Genomic DNA, 25,481 nt, shown 5'->3' with positions numbered 1-25,481 from the left:
TTCATTTCTTGCGATGCTGGTAGATCTGGATCAGGTTGCCGCACGTGTCCGCGAAGATCGCTAGCCTGACCGCCCCGCTGTCCATCGGGTCCATGCTGAAACGCACGCCGTGCTCCTTCAGGCGCTTCACGTCTGCCTCGAGGTTGTCGCTCTCGAAGGCCGTCGATGGGATCCCCTGGCTCATCAACGCCTGCTGGTACGCGAGGGCCGCGGGGTTGGCATTGGGCTCCAGGGAAAGCTCCGTGTCGCCGCCCTCAGGAGACCGTACCGAGAGCCACTTGTATGCCCCGAGCGGGATCTCCTGGCTCTTCACGAAGCCGAGAACCTGCGTGTAGAAGGCCAGGGCCTTGTCCTGGTCGTCGACAAAGATGCTCGTGAGGTTGATGCGCATGATGAATGGGATCAGTGAGGTGTGAGGCCACCATCCTGCCCGACATGGCCGGATTTGACTTCGCCGAAATTGAGGTCGCCCGCATGGGCCTGGTTCATCAGCGCGATGCACCCTGCAGGCGCAACGATGAGCTTGGCCGTCCGACGGTATGCCCGTGGAGGCACACCGAAGCGCCTGCTGAACAGGCGCGAAAAACTCCCCGGGTTGTCGAAGCCCAGCGCCAGGCCGATCTGCGTGGCGGGCTCGTCAGTGGCAAGGAGCATTTCGCGCGCGCGGTCCAGGCGTGCGCGCGTCCGGCATTGCAAGGGCGTCTCGCCGAAGAGCGCGCTGAACTGGGTGATGAAATGCGAAGTCGACAAGCCAGCCTCTTGCGCCAGATGCGCCACGCTTGCCGGCGGCTCCAGTTCGAACTGGAGGCGATGGCGGGCGTCGCACATTCGCTTCAGAAGGTCGGGCGAGATCATGGGCAAGCGGCGGCGCGTGATGCTCCGCATTGTCGTTGCGGCTGGCACGCCTCTACCTTGCGGCTGCCTTGGGCCAACCGATATGTGCGGCGCGACGAAGACTGGCTTTCACAACCTGGCGATGAAAAGGAGCGATAACCAATATGTAGGCTCGGCCCAGGAGGTTGTGGCAGTGGACGACGGTTGAGACCGTCAGTTGGCCACCGAGCGTTGAAGACAAGTCGGGGGTGTGGAGTACCGACAGTCTGAAATCGAGGTGCTTGTCGTCCTCGCCCAAGACGATCTCGGTTTCGCTTTTGGCGTAGACCTTGAAGATGCCAATGCGGTCGGCGTTGGCTTCGCTGGAGAGAGTCGCAAGGTGTTTGGCAGTCTTCAGCCCAAAACACGCAACGATTGCATCCCGGGCGTTGGTGAGCCATCCGATCCAGGATGGCTGCTGCGAAATAAGGAATCGCCACAGGACCTCTGGATCGCTGGAGGCGCCAAAAGGAAGTTGAACCGCAAATGCGTCTGCGAGATTCGTTGATTCATAAATAGTAGCGACGGCAGACTGCCTGGGGAGAGCAACCGGCTTTACTAGTGTGAGTTCGCTTGGCATGAACGGCGCTCCTAGGCCTAACGGATGACATGAGGGGCGGGCGACGGCGGGCGAAGCCAGATGCTGCACGTCTCCCTCGCTGGAAGGGATGGAGGCATCAGCGCACAGGCTTGGATGGCCCGGCGAAGACCTTGACCACTTCATACATCCCGGGGTCGAACTTGGCTATGGCGGTTCCCTGTTCCACGTATGGTGACGTGACAGGGTTTGAACGCATACGCTGATGAGCGTGACGAAACCTGTGTTCTCGGCAATCGTAGTCATTGGAAGACTCCAGCGTCTCAAAGAGAAATCGCTCCCGACCCTCGCATCTTATGCGTGGCAGGTCGCACTGGACTCCATAGTGGGCACAAATGGAAATGCTCGGCCTCCTGCCCGTCGCGGTATTCGCGGCGGCGACTGTGGAAGCTACAGTGCTCTCATGACCGACACAAACATGCTCCCTCCTGACCTGCAAGCCGCCATGCGTGCACGAGACGAAGCCTTCTACGCCGTCGATGCGGCACAGTGGGGCAAGTACACCGCAAGCGACTTCACGACTGTCCAGCAGAACGGCCAGTTCATGTCTCGGGCCGAACGGATCGGCCACCTTCAAACGCAGAAGCAGCGGCCCTATGTCCCACGCGAACGCGAGCAACACGAACAGCAAGGCGACCTTGTAGTCACTCGCTTTTTCAGCGGCGGGCTATGGGTAGTGGAAGTCTGGAAGCGCATCGACGGTGCATGGGCCACCGTGATGACTCAAGCCACCACGGCGACTTCCACCACGCCCTGACCCGCCGTTCATGGAGTGTCCGGTTCTGGCCGGGAGCACGAACTCACGCCGCTCCTGTTTGCTCATTCAGCGGCCGGCAAACCTCCAGCACCACTGCGCGCAGCCACCGATGCGCGGGGTCCCGGTCAAGACGCGGATGCCACATCTGCGACACGGTGATCTGCTCCGTGGGCATCGGCAGCGGGAACGAGCGCAGCGTGCCCCGCGCCCTCAAGTGTTCGAAGTACGAAGACGGTATCAGCGCCACCAGGTCAGTCGCGGCCGCTATCGACAAGGCGGTGCTGAAGCTGGGCACGACGACTGCGGTATTGCGCACCAGGCCCATCGCTGCGAGAGCGTCATCCACCGGTCCCACAGTCCGGCCGTGGCGTGAAGTGACCACGTGGTCGCAGGCGGCGTAGCGTTCGGCAGTGATCCCGGACTCGGCGAGCAGGGGATGGCCCTCGCGCACCGCAGCGACAAAGCGGTCGCGGTAGAGCGCCTGAACGCGCACCTCCGGGCCCGCCTCGCCGAGAACGCCGACATCCAGATCGATCAATCCCTCGCGCAGGGGACGAACGTCCTTGTCGGGCTTGGGCGCGAAGCGCAGGCGAACGCCGGGCGCTTCGTGCGCCGTGCGAGCCACGAGCCGATGCGCGAAGCCCTCGATGAAGCCGTCGTTGGCCCGTATGGTGAACAGTTGCTGGAGCGTGCGAGGGTCCATGCTCGCGCCGGCGGGCTGAAGCGCCGCGCGCGACTCCTGCACCAACTCCCTGACGCGGTCGCGCAGTGCCAGCGCATGCGGCGTGAGCACCATCGCACGACCCGCGCGTACGAGCAACTCGTCCCCGGTCGATTCCCGCAATCGCGCGAGCGCCCGGCTCATGGCCGATTCGCTCAGGCCCAGGCGCTCGGCGGCTTTCGCGACGCTGCCCTCGGAAAGAAGCGCGTTCAACGCAAACAGCAGGTTCAGGTCGGCATCTGTTGGCATGCCCGAAACCTAGCACGGCTGCGATGGTTTCGACAGGCGCCGCATGCAGGAACAAGCTGCGCCCCACGCGCTGGGCAAGCCGTGTGTGCAGTCCTAAGCTGGCTTGGCGCAATAGAGCGTGCCTCTCCCAGTTGCCCAATCATGTTGTCCTCCACGCTTCGACCGAACTCTTCTTCCACCATGGCCCGCACCGCCGAAACCCAGGAGGTGAACGCGGTGCATGACGCCGATGGCTTGCCTCTGCCGCGGCGCTTCGCAGCCGTCGCCGCGATCCTGGGCGCGGGCGTGCTGGTGGTGCTCGACGGCGCCATCGCCAACATCGCGCTGCCAGGCATCGCCCAGCAACTGCAGGCGACACCCGCCGATGCCGTCTGGATCATCACGGCCTACCAGCTGGCCGTGGTCATGTTCCTGTTGCCGGCTTCCGCTGTCGGGGAGCGGTTCGGGTATCGGCGCGTGTTCGCTGGCGGCGTCGCGCTGTTCACCGCGGCGTCGGTGTTGTGCGCGTTGGCCCCGTCGCTGCCATGGCTCGTGGCCGCGAGGTGCCTCCAGGGCCTGGGCAGTGCGGCCGTGATGCCTCTTGGGCTGGCGTTGTTGCGCTTTACCTATCCGCGTCGATTGCTGGCGCGCTCGATCGCCTGGAATGCGCTCGCCGTCGCGGCCGCTTCCGCGTCGGGGCCCACCCTTGGCGCTTTCATACTCTCCGCGGCAAGCTGGCCGTGGCTCTTCGCGGTGAATCTGCCGATCGGTCTCGTCGTGCTCGCCGCCTGTGCGGGGTTGCCGAGCCCGCCGCGCTCGATGCGCCGCATCGACGTGTGGAGCATCGCGCTCAACGCGGTCATGTTCGCCGCCTTCGTGCTCGGGAGCGACCGGCTCGTGGTGCATCCGTTGCACGGCGGCGCGTTGCTCGTGTTGTCGGCCGTTTGCATGATCCTGCTGGTACGGCGCGAGATGCCGAAGGCGGCGCCGTTGATCCCGCTCGACCTGCTGCGCGTGCATTCCTTTCGGGTCTCGGTCATTGCCTCCGTGTGCTGCTTCACCGGCCAGATGGCCAGCCTTGTCGCGCTGCCGTTCTACATCCAACACGAGTTGGGCCAGAGCGCGGTGACCGCCGGCCTCTTGATGACCCCCTGGCCTCTGGCGGTGATGCTGGCTGCGCCGCTGTCGGCACGCCTGGCCCAGCGCGTGCCGAGTGCATGGCTGTGCGCGGCTGGAAGCGCGTGTTTCGCAAGCGGCCTGGCGCTGTGTGCCTTGTGGCCGCTGCACGGCAACCCGGTCTTGCCGATCGCCGTGTTCACGAGTCTCGCCGGCCTGGGCTTCGGGTTCTTCCAGACGCCCAACAACCAGAACATGCTGCTTTCGGCACCCAAGGAGCGCAGTGGCGCGGCCGGTGGCGCGCAGGGCACCGCCCGACTCACGGGGTTGACGCTCGGCAGCCTGTTGATGAGCCTGATGTTCGGGTTGCTGCCGTCCCACAGCGCAGTGCACTGGGCTCTGGCGGTGGCGGCCCTGGCTGCATTGGCCGGGAGCGTGGCGAACTTGCTCAGGATTCCCGCAAGGGCTGGGGTCACCCATGCCCGAGGTCTCGTCAGATGAGCCCTCTGGTCGCCGCCTTCAACGTCGCGGCCGCTCGCGTCGAACATTCGAGCTTGAGGAACAGACGTTCGACATGCGTTCGCACCGTGCGCGGACTGATGCCCAACGCACGAGCAACCTGCTTGGTGCTTTCGCCCCGGCTGATGCAGCGCAAAACCTCCAGTTCGCGCTCTGACAGAGACTGCTCGCCGCGCGCCGACGCCACAGGTTTCGCGGGCACATGCGACAGAACACTGGCAAGCAAAGCAGCGACGACTTCCTGGTCGAAGCGGCCCGCCTCGGCCTCTTCCTTCATGCGATCGAGCGCATCTGCTTCGGTGAACTCCGCTCGCCACGGACGGCGGGTTCGAAGAGAAACCCACTGCTCGGCTGCGGCAACGATCTGTCCTTCCTGCGGCATCGCCGCACCCGATCGGCCGCGGAAATAGCCGGAGCCATCGCGCCGCTCGAAGGCGAAGGATGCGATTTCTGCTTCGAGCGCGAGCCCGTCGATTTGCCCGGCGGCGCGGGAGGTCCAGTAGGGCACGAGCCGCAGGCGCTCCAGTGACGAGGCCGGCAACGGTTCGGGCGCGTTCCAGATGGCGTTGGGCACCGATGCCCGCCCGATGCCGTGGATCAGTCCAGCCTTGTACGTGCGGCTGCACAAGGCCTCGTCCAGGCCGGCACGCGCGCTGCAATCGCGCGCCAGTTGGGCCACGCGACGCGAGTAACCCGTCATCCAGGGAAGCTTGAGATCGATCACGTCGCCCACGAACTCCAGCCCGACCCGTCGAAGCATCGAAGCGGGCTGGTCGGCAGCGTCGGTCCACGGCGGGGCGGCGGAATCCAGCGCATTCATCCACGTCGAGACCCACGGTGCGCTGGCGTCGACAAGAGCGCCGGGGTAGACGCTGTTCGCGCGTCCGCGGGCCAGCGCGAGCGCTTCGTCGAGCCCGTACAGGCGGCTGAAAATCTCGAGGTCACTCGCCAGGGCCACGACGTACGTCGCAAGCGGCACGTCGTTGCCTTGCAGAAGGCCGGGCACGCCGCCGCCGTCGTAGGTCTCGAAGATGGCGCGCAGCGCAGCTTCGGTATCGGAACCCAGGCCCAGCGTGTTCGCGATGTCGCCGGCGATTTCGCAATGGATGTTGGCCATGGCGAGCATGGCGTTGGGAATGGGCACGCTGTGGGGCGGCTGCTGCGCCGTTCGCGGCTTTTGCGATGCAAGAAGGGCGCTTCGCCCCTGCACGTCGTCTTCCAGAAAGTCCGCGAACTCCTGGGCATTGGCAGTGCAACCCGACCAGCGCAGCAGCGCGACGTGCCGGGCGGCCTCGACCTGCGATGGGTCGCAGCGGGCCCGCGTCGCGATCATGCCGGCGAGCCACGCGGTGCGCAGCGAATGGTCGGTCGGCTGGCCCATGCTCAGGTCGCCGATGAAAGCAAGCGCGCGGACTGCGTCGAAAACGGCAATGGTCGTGTCGTCGGACATGAAATGGCTGAGGCAAAAGCCCAGCATCGCACAGTCGCTCTTTTTCGGGGCCTGTCGGTCATTCGACCGATACCGCGCATGGTGCCGCCGAAACAGAATCTCCCGCACCGGCCCCTCTCAAGGGGCTGCGACCTTCCTTCCTACCCGATCTCGCGGTCTTCACCGCCAATGCCATGTCCAACACCAACCAGTCTCCTCTTCAGCGAGCCGCGTGGCTGCGCAAGCTCTACTTCATTCGCGCCGCCTTTTCCTTCGCGTGGGTCGCGCTGGCGTTCACCGCAGCCAAGGGGTCGCCCGCACTCGCAAGCGGCCTGCTGATCGTCTATCCCGCATGGGATGCGCTGGCAAACCTGCTGGACGCGAGGATGACATGGGGCGCAAAGGCCAACCCCACGCAGGTCCTGAATGCCTGGATGAGCGGGCTGGTCACGGTTGCCGTGGTAGTTTCGCTCGTGCTCAAGCTGCAGATCATCTTGGTGATCTTCGGGGTGTGGGCCATCGTTGCGGGGCTGCTTCAGCTGGCGACGGCCATCCGTCGTCGCAAGAGCGATCGAGGGCAGTGGGTGATGATGCTGAGCGGGGCGCAGTCTGCGCTGGCCGGGGGATTTTTTGTGGCGCAGCAAGGCAGTGCAGCTCCCGTTGTGCAGACCTTTGGCGGTTATGCGGCGGTCGGGGCTGTGTACTTTCTGATTTCCGGACTTGTCATCCTGCTTCGGCAGTCCAGAGCCAAGGCCGGCGCATTGGCTCCCGAGAAGGCTTGATGCCGACCTTCCACCCATACGTGCGGATGGGTACTATCGGCCCCAAGCAAGGAGCCCCGAATGAGAAAGCTCAAGATCATGGAGCACGTGTCGCTGGACGGCGTGATCCAGTCCTCCGGCGAAGACGACTTTCCCTACGCTGACTGGACCGCGCCCTATCGGACGCCCGAGGGCCGGGATGAAGTCTTCGCCGCGCACGGCGGGCGCTTCGATCTGCTGCTCGGCCGTCGCACCTACGACATGTGGTCGGGCTTCTGGCCAAAGGCACCGAGCAGCCCGATGGCGGACGGCTTGAACGCGGCCACCAAGTATGTCGTTACCCACCGTCCGGAAAGTCTTGAGTGGGGCCCGTTCGAAGGCCTTGGACCGGACATCGTCGAGGGCATTCAACGCATCAAGTCGCAAGCTGGCCCGGACCTTGTCCTCTGGGGCAGCTCCACGCTGACATCGACGGTGCTCGAACATGGGCTTGCAGATGAAGCCATGCTGATCGTCTATCCGGTCCTGCTGGGCACCGGGAAGCGTCTCTTTGCGGAGGGAACGCCACCGCGCTCCTTCGAGCTCGTCAGCACGAAAACAATGCCGTCCGGAATCATCCTCAGTGCTTACAGGTTCAACGGGCCTCTGAAGACCGGATAGTCGGGCGCCGCGACATCGGCGCCGGTTTCGCCGACATCTCCTTTGCCAGCGCCACCGCATCGACACAATCACCCGCAGCCCAGCTGCTGCGCAGCGTTTCCCGAAGATCACGAAGCTCGCGGCGCTGCGACCTCAGCGTCGACATGAGCCCGTCGATCTCGGCGAGTCGAACGTCGAGGTTGCGCATCAACTCGTCCTTCCTGAATCCTTCGGCGCTTGCGAAGACGCCCCCAAGCGCGTCGAGCGAGAAGCCGAGCGATTGCGCGACCTGGATCAGCCTGAGCCGTTCGATCGCATCGTTCGAGTAGCTCCGGTAGCCGTTGCTGCCACGCTGTGCCGCCGGCAGCAGGCCACTCTTTTCATAGAACCGGATGGCGGACGGGGCCACGCCCGTTGCCGCGGCAAGTTCACCGATCTTCATGGCGCTTGACCTTCAAGTTGACTTCAAACTTAGCATCACCCGCATTCTTCTCTTCGTGAGTACGGAAGGCCAGCGCAACGTGAACAGTCCCCTCTTCTCCAGCTTGACCCTGCCCAACGGCAGCGTCGTTCCCAACCGCATCGCCAAGGCGGCCATGGAAGAGAACATGGCCGCCGTCGGGCAGCTGCCCGGGCCCGCGATCTTCGAGCTTTACAGGGCGTGGGCAAGCGGCGGCACCGGCCTGATCATCACCGGCAACGTGATGATGGACGGGCGGGCGTTGACGGGGCCTGGCGGCATCGTGCTCGACGCCGGAACGGCCATCGAGCCGTTCACCGAGTGGTCGAGGGTCGCGCGCAGCCGCGGTGCGCAGGCGTGGATGCAGATCAACCATCCAGGCCGGCAGGTGCGCGCCAACATGGGCGAAGAGGCGTGGGCGCCGTCTGCGGTTGCGCTCGATCTTGGCAAGCACAGCAAGCTGTTCGCCATGCCGAAGGCAATGAGCGAGGCCGAGATCGCCGAGATCATCACCCGCTTTGCCGACACTGCGACGGCGGCAGAACGCGCGGGCTTCACCGGCGTTGAAATCCACGCGGCGCACGGCTACCTGATCTCGCAGTTCCTGTCGCCGTTGACCAACCGGCGCGACGACCGTTGGGGCGGAAGCCTCGCCAACCGTGTGCGATTGCTGCTCGAGGTCGTGAAAGCGGTTCGGACGCGTGTCTCGCCGGGGTTCTGTGTCGCGGTGAAGCTCAATTCGGCCGACTTCCAGCGGGGCGGGTTCTCGGAAGACGATGCGCGGCAAGTCATTCTCTGGCTGAACGAGTTGCCAGTCGATCTGGTCGAGTTGTCCGGCGGCAGCTACGAAAGCCCTGCAATGCAAGGCGCCACCGCCGACGGCCGCACGCTGGCCCGCGAGGCGTACTTTCTCGAGTTCGCATCGAAGCTCGCGGCCGTGGCGAAGATGCCGCTGATGACGACGGGTGGCATCCGGAGCATGGCGGTGGCAGAGAAGGTCATCGCAGGCGGCGTGGCCATTGCCGGCATGGCCACCGCGCTCGCACTCGTGCCCGATCTGCCCGCGCAGTGGCTGGCAGGCAAGCACCCGACGGGCGACACCACCCCTGTGCGCTGGAAGGACAAGACCATGGCCGCACTCGCATCGATGGCAATGGTCAAGCGCCGGCTCTGGGCGCTTGGTGAAGGGCGATCGAATCGGCGGGCCTATTCGCCGCTGGTCAGCACGGTCTTGATGCTTGCAAGAACGCAGCGGCTCACGCGCCGCTACCGGCAATGGCGAGGCGAGACAAGAGCAAGTCGACCTGGCTTTCGTCCGTTGCCCATGAGGTGACCAGGCGGATCACGGAGTGGCCGTCGCCCGCCCTTCCCCACAGATAGAACGCGAAGTCTTTCTGTAACGCAGCGATCACCGGGTCCGGCAGGATGGGGAACACCTGGTTGGTCTCGGTATCCGCAGCCAGTGCGTGGCCCGCCGAGGTGATGCCGGATGTGAGCTTTGCCGCCATGGCATTGGCGTGCTGCGCCATCGACGTGAACAGACTGGCGGCGCCGAACAGCTCCCGGAACTGGATGCCCAGCAACCGCCCCTTCGCCAGCATGCCGCCGCGCTGCTTCAGATGAATTGCGAAGTCTTCCTTCAGCGCGGGGTTGCAGACCACGATGGCTTCTCCCAGCAGCGCCCCGACCTTGGTCCCGCCAATCCAGAAGATGTCTGCCAGCGCTGCTATGTCAGCAAGGCTCGCGTCATTCTTGTGCGAAGCCAGTGCTGCCCCAAGGCGCGCACCGTCGAGAAAAAGTAGAAGGCCCCGCTGCCTGGCAAGGGCGGAGATCTCCTGCAGTTCCGCGAGGGTGTAGATCGTGCCCGTTTCCGTCGCGTTGGAAAGATAGATGAGCCGCGGCCTGGCCATGTGCGGGAAGTGCGCGTTGGAGGCAAGCGCTTCTTCGATCGCCTGCGGGGTGATCTTTCCATCGACCGCCGGAACCACGATGAGCTTGTGCCCGGTCGCCTCGATAGCGCCGGCCTCGCGCACGACGATGTGCCCGGAGCCCACGGCAATCACGGCTTCATGAGGGCGAAGGCAACTCGATATCGAGACGATATTTGCCATGGTCCCGCTGGCGACGAAGTGGATCGCGCCATCGAAGCCCTCGCCCAGGCGCGACCTGATTTGCGCCTTGGCCTGTGCAGAGTAGGCGTCGTCCCCGTAGGGCGCTTGCTGCACCATGTTGGAGTCGGTGAGCGCGCGCAGGATGTCGGGATGCGCGCCCTCGCTGTAGTCGTCGAGAAAACTGAAGGTGGTCATTCGGTGCCGTGCAGTTGGATGGATGCCAAGACACGGGAGACTACTGACCGGTGACGAAGTCGCCTTGTAAAAAATTGACGCCGGGCCGCTGAAAGCGCGCCGGGGTCACACCGTAGGCACGGCTGAACGCGCGGGTGAAATGGCTCTGGTCGAAGAACCCGACGGCGTGCGCAACATCGGTGATTGCCATGTCGCGGTTCACCCGGATCAGCTCCACCGCGCGCTCGAGCCGCAGTCGCAGCAACCAGGCATGGGGCGTCATGCCGACTGTGCGCTTGAAGAGCTTCAGGAACCGAAACCGCTCCAGGCCGAGCAGGACGGCCAGATCCTCCAGGACGATCTTGTCGGCAATGTTCGCCTCCATGAAGTCCCGGGCAAGTCCGAACTGCTGCGGCGACAAGGCCCCGGCGACGATCTGGGGCGCGGGGCGCAGCAGGCGGGAAAAGATGGACTCGAACAAGTCCAGCACGCGGGCTTCGTTCAGCAACGGATCGGCCGATGCGTGCCGAAGGCTTGCATGCGCCCTCAGCAGCTCGTTTGCAAGGCGAGCGTCACGCAGCACCATGGCGGGTTGGGAGGGAAGGTAGTGCCTGCCGGTGACCTCTTCACCCAGGCCTGCCAGCAATGCAGGCGAGATGCGGAAGGTGTGCAGCGTGTATGACTCATCTGCGCCCGCCGTTCCGTCATGAACCTCCCCCGGGGGCATCAGCTGGATTGCCCCGCGTGAAAGCAGCAGCGACTCGCCCTGGTAAGTCTGGCGCTGCACGCCATCGGTGACGAGCGCTATGTGGCAGTCCAGGTGGTAGTGAGGCTCGAACCGGAACTCGGCAAACCGGGCCGTGCTCAGGACGAGGCCGGGTATGTCGATGGCGCGGTCGTATTGGACTTCTTCACGCACGAACGGCTCCAGTTGTTCTTTGCCAATAATGTCTGAGACACGATCACCAGCGAAATGTTCGGAACGACGACTTCGCCCCGATGCTCCGAAGTCTGAGACAACCGCGCGAGTCGACTCCGTACGGCGCAAACCGCGAGCAACAAAGTCCGAGACAACCACCCGGGCTACATAAGTCGTGCTGCTTTGCCGGATAAAGTTGGGTTTGACGCGCGGCAGTTACTAGAGTTGTCCCGGATTTCCGTCTTTTACCCACCAAGCCGCTGTCTCCTTTTGTGCACCGACACTCATGGCTTGCAGCGCGCATTGACCTAGGTAGAAGAAGGACGGCTGGCATTTTAAGGCGCGCCCTCGCGGCGGGGGCACTGTGCACCTCGCGAACGGGTGCGTGTGAATGCCACGCTCCACCCAAGCAACATTGGATCCAACAAGTCGTTCGCCGATAGGCCCAGCTGACAGATCGTCCCGTTGTTGCGAACTCACGCGACGTCCGAGGCTTGTGCGAGGCGCCATTCGATCCGAGAGGATCCAGCTGTCGCGCTTTTCAGCTTGAGTTGCTTACTGCTATGGGCCCTGAAGCCGACGTTTGAATCAGTGCATCGACTGCCGGCTTAGCAGCGGTAGCGGTCGCTCGGCTCGATAGATGCGAATGACCGCAAGCTGCCGCTCTGAGGCCACTCCCAGCGAGGCTGGATCTTGTACCTTTAGCTCCGCTTATCGCGTGCACGAATCGCGGCTCCACAAAATGAGCGGCACGAGAGGCGCCGGAACTGTCCGCGCATTTTTACAGAGAGATCTAGTGCAGATTCCCCAAAACATGTGATTCCAGGACAGCGGTCGCCAGCGCTAGCATCACTCACATGTCTAGATGCACAGCACCAGTCGAGGGCCATCGCTCAGCGAGCGCTGCAGCGGCTTGCCCTGCATGCCGTGGCCGGTATGGCCGCTCCAGCGGCTACAGCAGCTACGGTTCGTACTCGTCCCCGTCCTACTCGTCGTCGGGCAGCAGCGGGGGAGGCTATAGCAGCGGCGGTGGAGGTAGCAGGTCCAGCGGCGGAGCAAAGCCACGTTGGTCGCGAGCCGGTTCGTCCGTCTCGTACACGCCTGCCCAAGTACAGTCGTTGACGCCAGTCCGTAATGCCGTTGAGACGAAAGCAGCGGAGCAGCCTGACCTTCGCGACGTCTTCCTGTGCCATGCGTGGGACGACCGACAGGGGGCCGCCAAGCAGCTGCACGATTTGCTCGAGGCGGCGGGTGTCAAAGTCTGGTTCAGTGAGAAGGACCTTGGCCTAGGCGTGCCGATGATGCGCGCCATTGACAAGGGCTTGGCGGCCTCGCGCATCGGGCTCGTCCTAGTGACCCCTGCGCTCCTGGCCCGCCTCCCTAAAGAGAGCGTCGCCGACAAAGAGCTTTCGGCCCTCCTTGCGGGTAACCGGCTCGTCCCCATCGTGCACAACACGACGTATGAGGCTCTCCGCAATCTCAGTCCCTTGCTTGCCTCTCGAAGCGGCCTAGACACTGCAGAAGACTCAATGGCAGTAATTGCCACCAAAATTGCCGAGCTGGTCGCCGTTGAACCGGTCGCGAGCTAAATACGGCTGGTTTCAACCGCCTGTGGCCCCCTCAACTTGAAGCTGGGTCACACGATCCGTCGGCCCGTCGGCCCGTCGGCCCATCGGCCCATCGGCCCATCGGCCCATCGGCCCATCGGGGTCGAGTCTGGGCATGGCGGCGCCTATGCTAATGGGCCGGCGGTGCTACTAGCGCAGGTAGCATCCCTGTGTACTTAGCCGACCTGGGCAATGCTGTGACCCTGCCGAGAAACCTAACTGTTGAACTGCCATTGGCAGATCGTTTCGCCGAGCTCTATCGAGAGGCCGGGCGGTACCCGCTAGCGGCAGTGCCCCACCACCGCTACCAATGGCTTTTTGGGATAGTTCGATCGATCTTGGTGCCGCACACGATGCCAACTGGGCCAGACGACGACGGCCTCCAGGGTTGGCCGAGAGCGTCAGTGTTGCGGCGTGACTTGCTGACGCAGCTAGTCTTCGCGGAAGTACTGCGCACTGAGGATACGGCTCCGCTGCGCTTGGCTGCACCGCTGCTCTTCGATGCGCTGCGAGACACCCGCCACTTCGTAGATGCGTTGGTCCCGATGGAAGAGGGGCAGGTGCCTTGGATCGAGGCGATTCGGTATATCCGGGCCTATGAAACGCAGACGTCACCGCACTGGTCCCCACGGCACGTCAGCAGAGCGAACGCCGCTAGGTTTTTCGCGAACAAGGGCATCCCAATCCAAGTTAGCGGAACGGAAATAGGAACGCCGGACGTCCAGGGGAGCCGAAGCATCGCTCAGACCGTACGTGTGCCTTTTGGTCGCCTCGGCTCCCTGGCGATGGAGTTTCTGCAGCAGACGTTCGAGCGACGCTACGATCCTGTGCGGAAGCATGTCAATCTCCACCCCGAGCTCTCAATGATGAGCGAGAGGATCGAGCCGTCGATCCCGCTCGGCTATCTATATCGCATAGCGCTCCAACACCTTCACGTGCCGCCTGCGCGCATGGGGCGAAAGCAATTGCTCGATAGCGCGCTCACCGCGTCTCGCCACTTGGGCGCCCTGGTCGACGCGGAGCCGTGGTCACCCTTCGAATCTCTGGGTGACCACTATCCCGCCGACGTCATCCGTTCGCTTGGACGGGTCGTACTCTATGACCAAGTTTTCGCGTTGCCTCAGATGCGTCAGCCAGTGGTCGAGGCATTGCTTCGCGACGTGGTCGTGCCGGTAGCAGACCAACTCCCTGGCGGGCCAGTTTGGAGACCGGACCATATCCTGGCCTTGTTATTGGTGCTGCGAGGCATGGCAGAAAACCCCTGCCAAGGCACCGTTGTGCAACGCAGTGAGGTCGAAGCGCGACTCGCCGCGCGGCTGTTCGACCGACACGCGGCAGAGATGCTGGTGCATACCTTTTCCCTGGACCGACCTTGTCGGAACTACTACTCGCCAGGCCATGGCAGCGACGCCGAGGCCTTGGAAGCGGCGCTAGTCCAGCTCGACGGCAGCAGGCTGTGGATTCCTCCGGCGGCTTTCCTGGGGGCCGCGTTCTACCAGCGGGCCTTTCGCCTACTGGCCAACGGCAGGTCCAACTTCAACACCGAAGTCGGCAGGAAGTTCGAACTGCACATGGCGGAGCGCCTCGCGCAGCGAGGCATTCTGTGCCTGTGGGGTGTTATGAAGCGCGGCCGCCAAGTCACCGGCGACGTAGACCTTGCTATCGAGACAGACCGCCACATCGTGCTGTTCGAGATGAAGGCCAAAGCCTTGCGCACCGAGTCAAGGGCGAATGACACAGCCACCTTTTTCATCGACATCGCTGAAACACTGGTGCATGGTGTGACGCAGCTCTCGAAATGTGAACTACGCCTCCTTCAGGAAGACTCGATAACGCTTCCCAACGGCGTCCTTGAGTTGCGCGGGCGCGAAGTGCTCAAAGTGGTCCTTACCATCGCGGATTTCGGTGGTCTCCACGACACGATGACGATGCGTCGCGGGCTTGAGGCACTAGCGGGCGTGGAGATTGCCCTGACGAATGCATCAAGTTCCAGTCAAACGCGTCGTGTTGGAGCAGGCAATCGGGACCTCGTTGGCCTACGGTCGGTTCTGTCAAAACTGGTCGCGGTTGCCCACAATCCGTACCGCGAACACCCCTACGACAATATCTTTTTTCACAACCTTGGCTTCATCGAAGAACTGCTACAGCATTCCGCCACGGGCGAGGAGTTGGTCGAGAATCTACGATCCGTCAGCCGCATCAACTTCTCGACTCGCAACCCGGGGTTCGAATTTGAGCAACTGCGCAGGATCCGTGCCCAGGCCACCGCAGAGCAGCAGCTAAGTACGATGCCGACTTATCCGGTATCACCGACGGTGTAGCCGGGCATCCTGGCAGCAGTCATTCATCGCTGAAGGGGTGACTGGCCGCTTCCAGCACCAGCGGTCGTTCGCGAACCAAACTCGAGAGACCGCAACCAGTCGAGGCTGTGTGAAAACGCATTGAATCCGTGAATACCGTCGCCTAGATTGAGACAACGCCACGAACTGGGTTGCCACATGAAGCGATTCATCGAGCCAGGGGATCGAAGCCAGACCACGCTGCTGCCAGAGTGCCTTGACGACTACATCTCAGAAGAGAACCCCATCCGCGTAGTCGATGTCTTTGTCGATGAACTCAAGCTCTATCAGCTCGGCTTTGAAGGCGCGGAACCTGCGGCCACCGGGCGGCCGTCGTATCACCCCTCAGTGCTGTTGAAGATCTACATCTACGGCTATCTGAACCAAGTGCAATCCAGTCGACGCCTGGAGCGTGAGGCACAGCGCAATGTGGAGTTGATGTGGCTGACCGGGCGCCTGGCCCCTGATTTCAAGACTATCGCGGACTTCCGCAGAGATCATGGTGACGCTATTCGTCTGGTGTGCCGAGAGTTCGTTCTTTTGTGCCGCCGGCTCAAGCTATTTGCCGACGGCGTCATCGCCGTGGACGGAAGCAAGTTCAAGGGCGTCAACAACCGCGACAAGAACTTCAACGAGCACAAGCTCCAGGTGCGGATGCAGCAGCTCGAGCAGAGCATCGGCCGATACCTTGCCGAACTTGATCGAGCTGACCGAGATCCAGCGATGGTTCTCCCCGAGCGTGTTGCGCGCCTCCAGGAAAAGGTAGCCAAGATCAAAGGACAGATGCGTGAAATCTCTGCCATCGAGCGGCAGCTTCAGTCCACGCAAGAGCGACAGATCTCGCTGACCGATCCGGATGCCCGCTCGATGGCGACCACCCGACTTGGCTCAGCAGTCGTAGGCTACAACGTCCAGGCCGCGGTCGATGCAAAACACCACATGATCGTCGCCCATGAGGTGACCAACGCAGTAACCGATCGAGGCCAACTGGCCGCCATCTCCAAGGCGGCTCAAGAGGCCATCGAACACCCCAAACCAATCGTGCTGGCGGATCGAGGCTACTTCGAAGGCTACGGGATTCTGGAGTGCGAACGTGCGGGCATTGCGACACTTGTCCCGAAGCCCTTGACGTCGAACAGCAAGTTCGAGGGCAGATTCGACAAGCGAGACTTCGTCTATGACAAGCGACGGGATGTGTACCGGTGTCCGGCGGGCGAGATCGCAATCTACCGCTTCACCGCCATTGAGGACGGCAAGGCGTTGCGCAAGTACTGGACATCAAACTGTGGCGGCTGTCACTTGAAGCCGCAGTGCACCCCGGCGCCAGCCAGGCGCATCAGTCGATGGGAGTACGAGGAGGTCCTGGAAAAGGTCCAGGCACGTCTAGATGCTGCGCCCGAGGCCTCAAAGTTCAGGCAACGAACGATCGAACACGTGTTCGGCACCCTGAAAGCGTGGATGGGGGCCACGCACTTCCTGACGAAGACCTTGCCGAACGTGAAAACCGAGATGAATCTGCAGGTTCTGGCCTACAACCTCAAGCGAGCAATCAAGATCCTCGGCGCAAGTACCCTGATTGCAGAGATGAAGTCGTAGGTGCCGACTCGCGTCTTGTCGAGACGGCCGAGAATTCCGGTAGGAACTGAGTCCGCCGGTCCAACGGATCTTGCGCGCCCCTTCAATGCAGCTGTTTCCACACAGCCTCAGTCTAGACCGGCCGTAGCGAATGGCCAACCGTGATTGTCGGCCTACCTAAGACCTGGCAGCAGAGCACCAAGCCGCTAGCGCTCCCCCGACCGATGGGCATGTCTCAGACATTAATGCGCTGTCTCGGACTTTAATGCGCTGTCTCAGACATTAATGGCAAAGAACACCAGTCGATGCGCTGTCTCCGGATCACTCCACAGTCACGCTCTTGGCCAGATTACGCGGCTTGTCCACATCGGTCCCCCGCGCACACGCCGTGTGATACGCCAGCAACTGCAGTGGCACCACGTGCAGGATCGGCGAGAGTGCGCCGTAGTGCTCGGGCATGCGGATCACGTGCAGCCCGTCGCTGCTCTTGATCTTCGTGTCGCCGTCGGCCAGCACATAGAGCACGCCGCCGCGCGCGCGCACTTCCTGCAGGTTGCTCTTGAGCTTTTCGAGCAGTGCATCGTTGGGCGCCACGGCCACCACGGGCATCTCGCTCGTCACCAGCGCGAGCGGGCCGTGCTTGAGTTCGCCGGCGGCATAGGCCTCGGCGTGGATGTAGGTCACTTCCTTGAGCTTGAGCGCGCCTTCGAGTGCGATCGGGTAGTGCAGCCCGCGGCCGAGGAACAGCGCGTTGTCCTTGCGCGCGAAGTCTTCGGCCCAGCCGATGATCTGCGGCTCCAGCGCCAGCACCGACTGCAGCGCGACAGGCAGGTGGCGCATTTCCTTCAGGTAGCGCGCCTCGTCGGCGTCGCTCAGGCGGCCCTTGGCCTGCGCGATGGCGAGCGTGAGCAGAAAGAGCCCCGCGAGTTGCGTGGTGAAGGCCTTGGTCGATGCCACGCCGATTTCGACGCCGGCGCGCGTGATGTACGCCAGCTTGCACTCGCGCACCATCGCGCTGGTGGCGACGTTGCAGATGGTCAGCGTCTGCTCCATGCCGAGCGAGCGCGCATGCTTCAGCGCGGCCAGCGTGTCGGCCGTTTCGCCCGACTGGCTGATGGTGACGACCAGCGTCTTCGGGTCGGGCACGGAGTCGCGGTAGCGGTATTCGCTCGCGATCTCGACCTGCGTGGAAATCTTCGCGATGCCTTCGAGCCAGTACTTGGCGGTGCAGCCGCTGTAGTAGCTGGTGCCGCAGGCGAGGATGAGGATCTTGTCGATGTCCTGGAACACGCGGTAGGCACTGGCGCCGGTCGCGCCGTCCTGGCCGATGCCGTCGAACAGCTCGGGCACGATACCTGCCACGCCTTCGAGCGTGTCGCCGATGGCGCGCGGCTGCTCGAAGATTTCCTTCTGCATGTAGTGGCGGTAGGGGCCGAGCTCGGCCGCGCCGCTGTGGGCGAGCACCGTGCGCACCTGGCGGGTGACCGGCTTGTGGTTCTTGTCGACGATCCAGTACTTGCCCGGCTGCACGTCGATCACGTCGCCTTCTTCCAGATAGACGATCTGGTCGGTCACGCCGGCCAGGGCCATCGCGTCGCTGGCGAGGAAGTTCTCTGCGCCGTCCTTGCCGGCGCCGAGGATCAGCGGCGAGCCCGCACGCGCACCGACCACGCGCTGCGGCTCGTCGCGGCAGATCACGGCAATGGCGTAGGCGCCGTGCAGTTGCAGCACGGCGGCCTTCACGGCTTCGAACAGGTCGCCGTCGTAGAGGCTGTCGACCAAGTGGGCGATGACCTCGGTGTCGGTCTGGCTCTCGAAGGCGTAGCCCTTGGCCTCGAGCGCGGCGCGCAGCGTTTCGTGGTTTTCGATGATGCCGTTGTGCACCAGCGCGATGCGGCCCGGCCGCGCGGTCTGCGCATCGGTGCCGGGGCCGTGGCTGAAATGCGGGTGCGCGTTGTGCACGGCCGGCGCGCCGTGCGTGGCCCAGCGCGTGTGGGCAATGCCGGTGAGGCCCTCGACCTTGTCGTCGCGCACCTGCGCCACGAGATCGGCCACGCGCGAAGTGGTACGCGCCCGCGTCAGGCCACCGGCATGCACCGCCACGCCGCACGAGTCATAGCCGCGGTATTCGAGCCGCTGGAGGCCCTGGACCAGGACCGGAACGATGTTGCGATGGGACGCTGCCCCGACGATGCCGCACATGGTGAGCTGCCTTTGAATGAAGAAGAGCCTCGATGGTAGGAAGGCATGAAAGAAATATGCATTCGAAATTTTGTTGATTTCGGACTTTTATTTCTCCATTTCATGGATTTGGACTTTTATTCCATAATTTCTTCCAATATGGAATCAGTTTCCCTGGATTCAATCGACCTGCGCCTGCTCGACGCGCTCCAGCGCGATGCCTCGCAGACCAATCAGCGCCTGGCCGCCGACGTCGGCATCTCGCCGCCCACCTGCCTGCGCCGCGTGCAGCGGCTGCGAGAAGAAGGCCTGATCGAACGCCAGGTCGCGCTGCTGTCGCCCGACCGGCTCGCCACAGTGCTGGGTCACGGCCTGCAGGCGGTGATCGAAATCTCGCTCGACCGGCAGGACGCCGCGTCGCTCGACGCCTTCGAGACGCGCGTGATTGCCGACGACGCAGTTCAGCAGTGCTGGCGCGTGTCGCCGGGCCCGGACTTCGTGCTGGTCGTGGCCGCGCGCGACATGCCCGACTACGGCGCACTCACGCAGCGCCTGTTCACAGCCGACGCGAACGTGCGCAACGTCAAGGCCTTCTTCAGCCTCAAGCGCGCCAAGTTCGAGCCCCGGTTGCCGCTGGCGCCCGGGGCTTGAAGACCGCTGTCAGGCCTTCGGTTTCTTCTGGGGGCGCTTCCAATTCGGGAAACTCACCTGCTTGCCCCTTGCCACGGTCAGCGCCCCCGGCTCGGTCGACTTGTTGATGGTCGAGCCGCCGCCGATGGTGCCGCCCGCACCGATGGTGATGGGCGCCACCAGCACGCAGTTGCTGCCCACGTGCACGTCGTCGCCGATCACGGTGCGGTGCTTGTTGGCGCCGTCGTAGTTGGCGGTGATGCTGCCCGCCCCGTAGTTCACGCGCTCGCCCACGGTGGCATCGCCCAGGTAGGCCAGGTGATTGGCCTTGGCGCCGGCAGCCAGCGTCGAGTTCTTGACCTCGACGAAGTTGCCGATGTGCACCTCGGCACCCAGCTGTGCGCCGGGCCGCAGCCGAGCGAAGGGGCCGATGAGCGAGCCCGCGCCCACCGTCACGCCGGCCTTCTCGCCCTCGATATGCGTGAACGGATGAATCACCGCGCCTGTCTCGATGCGCGCATTGGCAATGACGCAGTTCGCGCCGATGCGCACGCCCTCGCCCAGCGACACCATGCCTTCGAACACGCAATTGACGTCGATCTCCACGTCGGCCCCGCAATCCAGCGTGCCGCGCAGGTCGAAGCGCGCCGGGTCGGCCAGGCGCACTCCCTGCTCCATCAGCGCGTTCGCCTGGCGCAGTTGCCAGGCGCGCTCGAGCGCCGCGAGCTGGGCCGGGCTGTTGATGCCGGCCACCTGCAGTGCGTCGGTGGTGATGTGCGCGACCACGGGCACGCCGTCGGCGGCGGCGAACTTCACCACGTCGGTCAGGTAGTACTCGCCCTGGGCGTTCTTGTTGTCCAGCCGCGCAAGCCAGCCCTTGAGCAGGCGCGCGGGCACGGCCATCACGCCGCTGTAGATCTCGCGCACGGCGCGCTGCGCTTCGGTAGCGTCCTTGTGCTCGACGACGGCGGTGACCTCGCCTTGCCCCGCTGCGCGGATGACACGGCCGTAGCCGCTCGGGTCGTCGAATTCGATGGTCAGCAGTGCCAGCTTGCTGCCCGCGCTGGCCGCGATGAGCGCGCGCAGCGTGTCTTCGCCGATCAGCGGCACGTCGCCCGACAGCACGACCACCGTGCCGTCATCTGGCAGCAGCGGCGCGGCCTGCTGCACTGCGTGGCCGGTGCCGAGCTGCGGCTCCTGGCGCGCAAAGCGCAGCGTGGCGCCCTCGATGCCGCTGTTCAGCGAGGCCTCGACTTCGGCCGCGCCATGGCCGGTGATGACCACCACGTCGCGCGCGCCGATGCGTGCGGCGGTGCCCGTCACATGGGCCAGCAATGCGCGGCCGCCCAATCGATGCAACACTTTGGGCAGTCTGCTTTTCATGCGCGTGCCCTTGCCGGCCGCCATGATGACGACGTCGACCGGCCCCCGGCTGTCTTGTTGCGGAGTCTGATTCATGCGTTTTTCTTCCCGATTTCGTTGCGCTGCAGTGGCCCGAATTATCGGCGTGCTGCTCATCGCCGCCGCCCTGGGCGCCTGCAGCGCGATCAAGCTGGCTTACAACAACCTGCCCACGGTCAGCTACTGGTGGCTCGACGGCTACCTCGACTTCGACGGCGCGCAGACCCCGAAGGTGCGCGACGAACTTGACCAGCTGCTGGCCTGGCACCGGCAGAACGAGCTGCCGCGCATCGCCTCGCTGCTGCAGGAAGCGCAGGCGCTGGCGCCGGGCGAGGTGACGCCGGAGCAGGTCTGTGCCATGGCCGAGCGCGTCCGCGAGCGCCTGCTGGCCGTTACCGAACGCGCCGAGCCCGCCGGCACCGAGCTGGCGCTGAGCCTGACCGACGCGCAGCTGCAGCAGCTGGAGCGCAAATACGCGAAGAACAACGCCGAGTACCGCAAGGACTGGCTCGACCGCACCCCGGCGCAGGTGCAGGAAAAGCGCTACGACCAGTTCCTCGACCGCACCGAGGACTTCTACGGCCGGCTCAGCACGGAGCAACGCGAACTGTTGAAGCAGCAGGTCGCGCAGTCGGTGTTCGACCCACGGCTGGCGGACGCCGAGCGCCGCAAGCGCCAGCAGGAGGCGCTGTTGCTGCTGCGCGGCTTCGTGGCCAGCAAGCCGTCGCCGGCCGAGGCGCGCGCGGCGCTGCATGGCTACATCCAGCGCATCGCCGAACCACCGCCTGGACCCTGGCGCGACCAGCAGCAGGCCTTGCTGCAGGAGGGTTGCCGCAACACGGCGGCGCTGCACAACGGCACCACGGCCAGCCAGCGCGCGCAGGCGGTGCGCCGGCTGCAGGCCTACGAGAGCGACCTGCGCCAGTTGGTGGCCACGCGCTGAAGGCCGTGTGGCGGATCAGATCAGCGGCGTAGGCCTCATCGGGCGCTCGAAGTAGTCGCCCAGCGTTTCCAGGGCGTGCGGCTCCATGATGCGCAGCCAGCCGGCGTCGATCTTGTAGAGCCCCAGCCGCTGCAGCCGCCGCAGCGTCTTGTTGGTGTGCACCAGCGACAGTCCCAGCGCATCGGCGATGTGCTGCTGGTTGAACGGAAACTCGACCCAGCCGTCGCGCACCATGCCCACGCGCTGCGCTCGGCGATACAGGTGCATCAGCAGCATGGCCACGCGCTCGCCAGCATTGCGCCGGCCGGTGGTGACGAGGTTGTCATCGACCATCTTTTCCTCGCGCGCTGCAAGCCAGGTGATGTCGTAGCCCAGCTTGGGCTGGGCATGGAACAGGTCCCACAGCCGGTCGCGCGAGAAGGCGCACAGCGTGACGTCGGTCACCGCCTCGACGCCGTGCGTCTGGCCCTCGGCGAACTCATCCTGCAGGCCGAGGAAATCGCCGGGCAGCAAAAAGCTCAGTATCTGCCGCCGGCCGTCGCTCAGCGTCTTGTAGCGGAAGGCCCAGCCTGAATAGAGGGTGAAGAGCTGCGGGCTCGGCCGGTGCTCGTCGATGATCGAACTGCCCGCCTCCACGCGCCGGGTGCCGACGCGGAAAGACTGGATGGCCTGCAACTCCTCGCCGGAAGGCGGCAGGAAGGCATCGAGCCGTCGCAATGCGCACTGGTCGCACGAATTCACGCCCTGGGGAGGCGCTGCAGCAGCGGGGTAGTCCTCGAATTTCACGCTTCACTATAGGCGCTTCGCCTGTGTCTTTTGACATTTCGCGGCGTCCCGGGACTGCCTACACTCCGCACCGCTTTCCTCCCCAAGACGCATGACAGAAGAACCAAGGCTCCCGCTTTACGAAGTGCTTTACTGCAGCACGCTCGCCCAGGACCTGCCCCCGGGCACCGTGGGCTCGATCACCTCCCGGGCGCGCATGCGCAACGCGGAGCGCGACATCACCGGCCTGCTGGTGTTCGACGGACAGCGTTTCTGCCAGCACCTGGAAGGCCCGCCCGAAGCCATCGACGCGCTGATGCAGCAGATCGAGGAAGACCCGCGCCATGTCGATGTCAGGGTGGTCTACGAAGCTCCGCTGGCGGCCCGGCGCTACAGCGGTTTCGGCATGGGGCTGGCCGAATGCGAGGGCCCCGACCTGATGGCCGGCGTGCATGTGCTGCTTGGCGAGGCGGCGCTGCGGCACTTTCTGGCCCTGGTGCCCAGCTTCGACATCAACGGCTGAATTGAACTGAATGGGCGGCCGCCCGACGGCCCTACCCCCAAAGACGCTTCAAAAAGAAAAAGGCGGCCGAGGCCGCCTTTTCAGCACTTGGAGGGAAAACAATCGCTCAGGCGTTGTCCCAGCTGTAGGTCGCGCCGTAGCCGTCCCACGCCTCCATCACGATGCGCTGGCCCGCGGCCACCGTCAGCGATTCGCCGGGTGCGAGCACCAGGTCTTCGCTGGGGTTCTTGAGCGTGGCATCGGGCGTGATCCACACCCGGCCCTGCTTGACCCGCAGGATGCTGGCCGCCCGCGCCTTCAGGCTCATCGCCTCGCCGGGCGCGATCTGCCAGGCACCACGACGCACGGCCGGCGGAACGGCGGCGGTGCGGGCGGGAACGGACAGGGACGAGAGCGATTCGGTGGTGCAGACGGCGGTGGACATGATGTAACTCCTTGGCTTTGCCGAAGCGCTTGTCAGAAAGTGGCAATAGCGCAGTTCGGGAATGAATGATCGTTTCTATGGCGTTGGCGGTCCAATGAAAACGAGGTAGCCTACTGATGCGCGTTTCGCATCAATCGATCCAAACGCCGATTCGCCCTCCAAAGTCATATCCATGCAACATTCGCAAACCCATCTGCGCTCCCGTCCGATCTCCGCCGGGCACCTGCGCGCCTTCGAGGCGGTGGCCCGGCACCTGAACTTCCGCGCCGCGGCTGAAGAAATGGCGCTGACCCAGTCGGCCGTGAGCCGCCAGATCCAGTCGCTGGAAGAAGAGGTGGGTGTGGCCCTGTTCCTGCGCCATACGCGCGCGGTGGAGCTCACGAGCGCGGGGGCTTTGCTGCTGCTGGCGGTGCAGCAGTCGCTGCCGCGCATCGACACGGCTGTGCGCCAGATCCGCCAGAGCGCGGGGCGGCAGAGCGTGTCGCTGACCACTTTTGCCTCTTTCGCCTCGATGTGGCTGATCCCGCGGCTGGAGGCCTTCCAGCGCGACAACCCCGAGATCGACATCCGCATCGACGCCAGCGACGTGGCGGTGGACCTCGAAGTGGCCGACGTCGACATCGCCCTGCGCTACGGCCCGCGCGAGTCCATGACGGCCGGCGCGGTGCGCCTGTTCGGTGAAACGCTGACGCCGGTGGCCAGCCCCTGGCTGCTGAAGAGCAGCCCGCCCATCAGGAAGCCTGCCGACATCACCCAGTTCACGCTGATCGAGGCCGGCGACGCACACCGCACTCACCTGGAATGGCTGACCTGGCGCCGCTGGTTCGAGGTGAACGGGCTGGAGCGCGCGCAGCCCAAGCGCTGGCTCTACTTCAACTACGCCTACCAGATGGTGCAGGCCGCCCTCACCGGGCAGGGCGTGACGCTGGCGCGAAGCTCGCTGATTGCCGAGAGCCTGGCCAACGGCGATCTGGTCGAGGTGCTGCCACAGCACCGCATGGATTCGCCGATGTCCTACTGGCTCATTGCCGGGCCGCGCAGCGCGCTGCGGCCGGAAATCAGGGCCTTCTGCGACTGGCTGCTGCTCCAGTCCGAGACCACGCGCCAGACCATCGGCGAGGTGCCCGACCCGGACACGGTCGACAACATCGACTGACGCTGGCAGCTCAGCTGGTCGGCCAGACGACCCCGTTGTCGTTGAGGATGGCGTCGAGCGGCAGGTCGTGCGCCTCGGGTTCGAAGTCTTCGAGAAAGCCGTGGGTGAAGCCCAGACCCACCGTGAACGGCCGCGGCTCGAGCGCCGCCAGCGTGCGGTCGTAGAAACCGCCGCCGTAGCCCAGCCGGTAGCCGCCCGCGCTGTAGCCCACGCAGGGCACGAACAGCAGGGTCGGCACGATCAGCTCGGTGTCCTTGGGCTTGGGAATGCCGTAGGCGTCTTCTTCCATCTGGCAGCCCGGGTACCAGGCATGGAAGGTCAGGGTCTTGTGGACTTTGTCGATCACCGGCAGTCCGATGCGCCGGCGCTGCGTCTCTTCCATGAGTTCGCCGTCTTCCTTCCAGCGGTGCAGGGCGGGCAGCGGATCGAACTCGCCCTTGATGGGCCAGTAGGCGCCGATCACGGTGTCGGGCCGGCCGACCAGCCAGATCCGCATCACGCGCTGCAAAAGGTCTGCGCGTGTCAGCCGGTCGGGCATCGCAAGACGTTGCTCGATGAGTGCCTTCCTCAACTGTTCCTTAAGAAAACTCGCCGTTGCCGAAGTGTCGGCACCCTTTGACTTGTCCATAATC

Annotated in this window: 25 protein-coding genes; 12 read left to right on the top strand and 13 right to left on the bottom strand. The window is 64.3% G+C overall.

Annotated features, from left to right (window positions below; genetic code table 11):
• Position 1 precedes the first annotated feature (1 nt).
• From ACTG4X_RS07105 to ACTG4X_RS07095, 3 genes are all read right to left on the bottom strand, one after another.
• Positions 2 to 391 (bottom strand): VOC family protein, encoded by a 390-nt coding sequence (locus ACTG4X_RS07105; RefSeq protein WP_097200068.1) that lies wholly within the window; start codon positions 389 to 391, stop codon positions 2 to 4.
• An 11-nt stretch (positions 392 to 402) separates the two neighbouring features.
• Complete coding sequence (locus ACTG4X_RS07100) at positions 403 to 828, bottom strand: helix-turn-helix transcriptional regulator (RefSeq protein ID WP_179830482.1); 426 nt, start codon at positions 826 to 828, stop codon at positions 403 to 405.
• A 79-nt stretch (positions 829 to 907) separates the two neighbouring features.
• Positions 908 to 1,453: a DUF2867 domain-containing protein gene (locus tag ACTG4X_RS07095; RefSeq protein ID WP_440533514.1), complete on the bottom strand. Its 546-nt coding sequence runs from the start codon at positions 1,451 to 1,453 to the stop codon at positions 908 to 910.
• A gap of 421 nt (positions 1,454 to 1,874) precedes the next feature.
• Between ACTG4X_RS07095 and ACTG4X_RS07090 the strand changes: the two genes are divergently transcribed.
• Complete coding sequence (locus ACTG4X_RS07090) at positions 1,875 to 2,228, top strand: nuclear transport factor 2 family protein (RefSeq protein ID WP_440533513.1); 354 nt, start codon at positions 1,875 to 1,877, stop codon at positions 2,226 to 2,228.
• A gap of 43 nt (positions 2,229 to 2,271) precedes the next feature.
• On the opposite strand, the gene ACTG4X_RS07085 is transcribed toward ACTG4X_RS07090, so the two are convergent.
• Entirely contained in the window at positions 2,272 to 3,198 is a 927-nt protein-coding gene (locus tag ACTG4X_RS07085; protein ID WP_097200072.1) for a LysR family transcriptional regulator, read from the bottom strand.
• Between the two features lie 180 nt (positions 3,199 to 3,378).
• Here ACTG4X_RS07085 and ACTG4X_RS07080 point away from each other — a divergent pair, with 180 nt between their 5' ends.
• The gene (locus ACTG4X_RS07080; protein ID WP_257014959.1) at positions 3,379 to 4,794 is read left to right on the top strand and encodes an MFS transporter; all 1,416 of its coding nucleotides are present in this window, start codon (positions 3,379 to 3,381) and stop codon (positions 4,792 to 4,794) included.
• Here ACTG4X_RS07080 and ACTG4X_RS07075 read toward each other — a convergent pair.
• Entirely contained in the window at positions 4,787 to 6,262 is a 1,476-nt protein-coding gene (locus ACTG4X_RS07075) for an HD domain-containing phosphohydrolase (RefSeq protein ID WP_440533512.1), read from the bottom strand. The genes ACTG4X_RS07080 and ACTG4X_RS07075 overlap by 8 nt on opposite strands.
• Positions 6,263 to 6,435: 173 nt before the next feature.
• Here ACTG4X_RS07075 and ACTG4X_RS07070 point away from each other — a divergent pair, with 173 nt between their 5' ends.
• Entirely contained in the window at positions 6,436 to 7,023 is a 588-nt protein-coding gene (locus ACTG4X_RS07070; protein ID WP_440533511.1) for a DUF308 domain-containing protein, read from the top strand.
• Positions 7,024 to 7,083: 60 nt separating this feature from the next.
• Entirely contained in the window at positions 7,084 to 7,662 is a 579-nt protein-coding gene (locus tag ACTG4X_RS07065) for a dihydrofolate reductase family protein (protein WP_097200075.1), read from the top strand.
• Here ACTG4X_RS07065 and ACTG4X_RS07060 read toward each other — a convergent pair.
• Positions 7,637 to 8,083 (bottom strand): MerR family transcriptional regulator, encoded by a 447-nt coding sequence (locus ACTG4X_RS07060; protein ID WP_440533510.1) that lies wholly within the window; start codon positions 8,081 to 8,083, stop codon positions 7,637 to 7,639. The genes ACTG4X_RS07065 and ACTG4X_RS07060 overlap by 26 nt on opposite strands.
• A gap of 79 nt (positions 8,084 to 8,162) precedes the next feature.
• On the opposite strand from ACTG4X_RS07060, the gene ACTG4X_RS07055 reads away from it, so the two are divergent.
• Positions 8,163 to 9,434, top strand: a complete 1,272-nt coding sequence (locus tag ACTG4X_RS07055; protein ID WP_257014961.1) for an NADH:flavin oxidoreductase/NADH oxidase family protein — start codon at positions 8,163 to 8,165, stop codon at positions 9,432 to 9,434.
• On the opposite strand, the gene ACTG4X_RS07050 is transcribed toward ACTG4X_RS07055, so the two are convergent.
• On the bottom strand, positions 9,358 to 10,407 hold the full coding sequence (locus ACTG4X_RS07050; RefSeq protein WP_440533509.1) for a threonine aldolase family protein: 1,050 nt from the start codon (positions 10,405 to 10,407) through the stop codon (positions 9,358 to 9,360). The genes ACTG4X_RS07055 and ACTG4X_RS07050 overlap by 77 nt on opposite strands.
• Before the next feature lie 40 nt (positions 10,408 to 10,447).
• Positions 10,448 to 11,305 carry an AraC family transcriptional regulator gene (locus ACTG4X_RS07045; protein ID WP_440533508.1) on the bottom strand — a complete coding sequence of 286 codons (858 nt, stop codon included), beginning with the start codon at positions 11,303 to 11,305 and terminating at the stop codon, positions 10,448 to 10,450.
• A 1,118-nt stretch (positions 11,306 to 12,423) separates the two neighbouring features.
• Between ACTG4X_RS07045 and ACTG4X_RS07040 the strand changes: the two genes are divergently transcribed.
• The 3 genes from ACTG4X_RS07040 (at position 12,424) to ACTG4X_RS07030 (ending at position 16,847) form a co-directional block, all read left to right on the top strand.
• Entirely contained in the window at positions 12,424 to 12,894 is a 471-nt protein-coding gene (locus ACTG4X_RS07040; RefSeq protein ID WP_256216779.1) for a toll/interleukin-1 receptor domain-containing protein, read from the top strand.
• 497 nt (positions 12,895 to 13,391) lie between these two features.
• Entirely contained in the window at positions 13,392 to 15,233 is a 1,842-nt protein-coding gene (locus ACTG4X_RS07035; RefSeq protein WP_440533507.1) for a hypothetical protein, read from the top strand.
• Positions 15,234 to 15,410: 177 nt separating this feature from the next.
• On the top strand, positions 15,411 to 16,847 hold the full coding sequence (locus ACTG4X_RS07030) for an IS1182 family transposase (protein ID WP_440533506.1): 1,437 nt from the start codon (positions 15,411 to 15,413) through the stop codon (positions 16,845 to 16,847).
• A gap of 300 nt (positions 16,848 to 17,147) precedes the next feature.
• On the opposite strand, the gene glmS is transcribed toward ACTG4X_RS07030, so the two are convergent.
• The gene (glmS, locus tag ACTG4X_RS07025; protein ID WP_440533505.1) at positions 17,148 to 19,028 is read right to left on the bottom strand and encodes a glutamine--fructose-6-phosphate transaminase (isomerizing); all 1,881 of its coding nucleotides are present in this window, start codon (positions 19,026 to 19,028) and stop codon (positions 17,148 to 17,150) included.
• A gap of 138 nt (positions 19,029 to 19,166) precedes the next feature.
• On the opposite strand from glmS, the gene ACTG4X_RS07020 reads away from it, so the two are divergent.
• Entirely contained in the window at positions 19,167 to 19,658 is a 492-nt protein-coding gene (locus ACTG4X_RS07020) for an Lrp/AsnC family transcriptional regulator (RefSeq protein WP_097200080.1), read from the top strand.
• Between the two features lie 9 nt (positions 19,659 to 19,667).
• Here the strand turns inward: ACTG4X_RS07020 and glmU are convergent, their stop codons facing one another.
• Positions 19,668 to 21,095: a bifunctional UDP-N-acetylglucosamine diphosphorylase/glucosamine-1-phosphate N-acetyltransferase GlmU gene (glmU, locus tag ACTG4X_RS07015; RefSeq protein ID WP_440533504.1), complete on the bottom strand. Its 1,428-nt coding sequence runs from the start codon at positions 21,093 to 21,095 to the stop codon at positions 19,668 to 19,670.
• 31 nt (positions 21,096 to 21,126) lie between these two features.
• Between glmU and ACTG4X_RS07010 the strand changes: the two genes are divergently transcribed.
• Positions 21,127 to 21,981, top strand: coding sequence for a DUF6279 family lipoprotein (locus tag ACTG4X_RS07010; protein ID WP_257014962.1), 855 nt, complete (start codon positions 21,127 to 21,129; stop codon positions 21,979 to 21,981).
• 15 nt (positions 21,982 to 21,996) lie between these two features.
• On the opposite strand, the gene ACTG4X_RS07005 is transcribed toward ACTG4X_RS07010, so the two are convergent.
• Complete coding sequence (locus ACTG4X_RS07005) at positions 21,997 to 22,767, bottom strand: Crp/Fnr family transcriptional regulator (protein ID WP_440533503.1); 771 nt, start codon at positions 22,765 to 22,767, stop codon at positions 21,997 to 21,999.
• Between the two features lie 91 nt (positions 22,768 to 22,858).
• Here ACTG4X_RS07005 and ACTG4X_RS07000 point away from each other — a divergent pair, with 91 nt between their 5' ends.
• Entirely contained in the window at positions 22,859 to 23,269 is a 411-nt protein-coding gene (locus ACTG4X_RS07000; RefSeq protein ID WP_097200083.1) for a BLUF domain-containing protein, read from the top strand.
• A gap of 106 nt (positions 23,270 to 23,375) precedes the next feature.
• On the opposite strand, the gene ACTG4X_RS06995 is transcribed toward ACTG4X_RS07000, so the two are convergent.
• Positions 23,376 to 23,693 (bottom strand): DUF2917 domain-containing protein, encoded by a 318-nt coding sequence (locus tag ACTG4X_RS06995; RefSeq protein WP_093056107.1) that lies wholly within the window; start codon positions 23,691 to 23,693, stop codon positions 23,376 to 23,378.
• A 172-nt stretch (positions 23,694 to 23,865) separates the two neighbouring features.
• Between ACTG4X_RS06995 and ACTG4X_RS06990 the strand changes: the two genes are divergently transcribed.
• Positions 23,866 to 24,849 (top strand): LysR substrate-binding domain-containing protein, encoded by a 984-nt coding sequence (locus tag ACTG4X_RS06990; RefSeq protein WP_097200084.1) that lies wholly within the window; start codon positions 23,866 to 23,868, stop codon positions 24,847 to 24,849.
• Between the two features lie 10 nt (positions 24,850 to 24,859).
• On the opposite strand, the gene ACTG4X_RS06985 is transcribed toward ACTG4X_RS06990, so the two are convergent.
• Positions 24,860 to 25,477 (bottom strand): 5-formyltetrahydrofolate cyclo-ligase, encoded by a 618-nt coding sequence (locus ACTG4X_RS06985; protein WP_093056112.1) that lies wholly within the window; start codon positions 25,475 to 25,477, stop codon positions 24,860 to 24,862.
• Positions 25,478 to 25,481 lie beyond the last annotated feature (4 nt).

Origin of the sequence: Variovorax sp. YR566, assembly GCF_051992195.1 — a bacterium.
Taxonomy (GTDB): Bacteria; Pseudomonadota; Gammaproteobacteria; order Burkholderiales; family Burkholderiaceae_C; genus Variovorax.
Note: the sequence above shows the minus strand (reverse complement) of the source record. Positions and strands in the feature narration are given on the sequence as shown.

Bases quoted from the DNA above. Each gene is read 5' to 3' on its own strand.
- ACTG4X_RS07105 (WP_097200068.1), bottom strand. From the start codon at position 391: ATGCGCATCAACCTCACGAGCATCTTTGTCGACGACCAGGACAAGGCC.
- ACTG4X_RS07100 (WP_179830482.1), bottom strand. From the start codon at position 828: ATGTGCGACGCCCGCCATCGCCTCCAGTTCGAACTGGAGCCGCCGGCA.
- ACTG4X_RS07095 (WP_440533514.1), bottom strand. From the start codon at position 1,453: ATGCCAAGCGAACTCACACTAGTAAAGCCGGTTGCTCTCCCCAGGCAG.
- ACTG4X_RS07090 (WP_440533513.1), top strand. From the start codon at position 1,875: ATGACCGACACAAACATGCTCCCTCCTGACCTGCAAGCCGCCATGCGT.
- ACTG4X_RS07085 (WP_097200072.1), bottom strand. From the start codon at position 3,198: ATGCCAACAGATGCCGACCTGAACCTGCTGTTTGCGTTGAACGCGCTT.
- ACTG4X_RS07080 (WP_257014959.1), top strand. From the start codon at position 3,379: ATGGCCCGCACCGCCGAAACCCAGGAGGTGAACGCGGTGCATGACGCC.
- ACTG4X_RS07075 (WP_440533512.1), bottom strand. From the start codon at position 6,262: ATGTCCGACGACACGACCATTGCCGTTTTCGACGCAGTCCGCGCGCTT.
- ACTG4X_RS07070 (WP_440533511.1), top strand. From the start codon at position 6,436: ATGTCCAACACCAACCAGTCTCCTCTTCAGCGAGCCGCGTGGCTGCGC.
- ACTG4X_RS07065 (WP_097200075.1), top strand. From the start codon at position 7,084: ATGAGAAAGCTCAAGATCATGGAGCACGTGTCGCTGGACGGCGTGATC.
- ACTG4X_RS07060 (WP_440533510.1), bottom strand. From the start codon at position 8,083: ATGAAGATCGGTGAACTTGCCGCGGCAACGGGCGTGGCCCCGTCCGCC.
- ACTG4X_RS07050 (WP_440533509.1), bottom strand. From the start codon at position 10,407: ATGACCACCTTCAGTTTTCTCGACGACTACAGCGAGGGCGCGCATCCC.
- ACTG4X_RS07030 (WP_440533506.1), top strand. From the start codon at position 15,411: ATGAAGCGATTCATCGAGCCAGGGGATCGAAGCCAGACCACGCTGCTG.
- glmS (WP_440533505.1), bottom strand. From the start codon at position 19,028: ATGTGCGGCATCGTCGGGGCAGCGTCCCATCGCAACATCGTTCCGGTC.
- ACTG4X_RS07020 (WP_097200080.1), top strand. From the start codon at position 19,167: ATGGAATCAGTTTCCCTGGATTCAATCGACCTGCGCCTGCTCGACGCG.
- glmU (WP_440533504.1), bottom strand. From the start codon at position 21,095: ATGAATCAGACTCCGCAACAAGACAGCCGGGGGCCGGTCGACGTCGTC.
- ACTG4X_RS07000 (WP_097200083.1), top strand. From the start codon at position 22,859: ATGACAGAAGAACCAAGGCTCCCGCTTTACGAAGTGCTTTACTGCAGC.
- ACTG4X_RS06995 (WP_093056107.1), bottom strand. From the start codon at position 23,693: ATGTCCACCGCCGTCTGCACCACCGAATCGCTCTCGTCCCTGTCCGTT.
- ACTG4X_RS06990 (WP_097200084.1), top strand. From the start codon at position 23,866: ATGCAACATTCGCAAACCCATCTGCGCTCCCGTCCGATCTCCGCCGGG.
- ACTG4X_RS06985 (WP_093056112.1), bottom strand. From the start codon at position 25,477: ATGGACAAGTCAAAGGGTGCCGACACTTCGGCAACGGCGAGTTTTCTT.